The sequence below is a fragment of the Pseudohalioglobus lutimaris genome, from assembly GCF_002866825.1.
GTDB lineage: Bacteria > Pseudomonadota > Gammaproteobacteria > Pseudomonadales > Halieaceae > Halioglobus > Halioglobus lutimaris.
On the sequence record NZ_PKUS01000066.1, the window covers coordinates 1 to 1,138 of the forward strand.

Annotated in this window: 1 protein-coding gene; it reads right to left on the reverse strand. The window is 56.7% G+C overall.

Going from position 1 to position 1,138, the window contains the following annotated elements; translation table 11 throughout:
- A partial coding sequence (tuf, locus tag C0039_RS20810) for an elongation factor Tu (RefSeq protein ID WP_101519179.1) occupies positions 1-1,138 on the reverse strand: 1,138 nt, incomplete at its 3' end.

Below are 1,138 nucleotides of genomic sequence, written 5' to 3' on the forward strand. Positions count from 1 at the left end.
TCGGCGCGATCAGCGTGGCAACCATCTGCACGTTGTCGCCCGGCATAACCATCTCAACGCCTTCAGGCAGCTCGCAAGCACCTGTCACGTCAGTGGTACGGAAGTAAAACTGCGGACGGTAGCCCTTGAAGAACGGCGTGTGACGACCACCCTCTTCCTTCGACAGAATGTACACCTCAGCTTCAAACTTGGTGTGCGGGTTAACGCTGCCCGGCTTGGACAGAACCTGACCACGCTCAACTTCGTCACGCTTGGTACCGCGAAGCAGTACACCCACGTTCTCCCCTGCACGACCTTCGTCAAGCAGCTTGCGGAACATCTCAACACCAGTACAGGTGGTAGTGGTGGTGTCGCGGATACCCACGATTTCAATCTCTTCACCTACCTTGATGATGCCACGCTCTACACGACCGGTAACAACCGTACCGCGACCGGAGATAGAGAACACGTCTTCAACCGGCATCAGGAAGGCACCGTCAATGGCACGCTCGGGCTCAGGGATGTAGGAATCCAGAGTCTCTACCAGCGTCTTGACCGCAGTAGTACCCAGCTCGTTGTCGTCTTCGCCGTTCAGCGCCATCAGTGCAGAACCACAGATGATCGGCGTGTCGTCACCGGGGAATTCGTACTGGTCCAGCAGCTCACGCAGCTCCATTTCAACCAGCTCTTTCATCTCTTCGTATTCTTCTGAATCCGCACCGCCGCAATCTTCTGCCAGCAGGTCTGCCTTGTTCAGGAATACCACAATGTAGGGAACGCCCACCTGGCGAGACAGCAGGATGTGCTCACGGGTCTGCGGCATCGGGCCGTCAGTCGCGCCACATACCAGGATTGCACCGTCCATCTGCGCAGCACCGGTGATCATGTTCTTCACATAGTCCGCGTGTCCGGGGCAGTCAACGTGCGCGTAGTGACGATTGGGTGAATCGTACTCAACGTGAGAGGTCGCAATGGTGATACCACGCTCTTTCTCTTCTGGCGCGTTATCAATGCCGTCAAAGGCGACCGCTTCACCGCCCCATACCTCAGCACAGACGCGAGTCAGCGCAGCTGTCAGCGTGGTTTTACCGTGGTCAACGTGACCGATGGTGCCCACGTTTACGTGGGGCTTAGTACGTTCAAATGTTTCTTTGCCCAT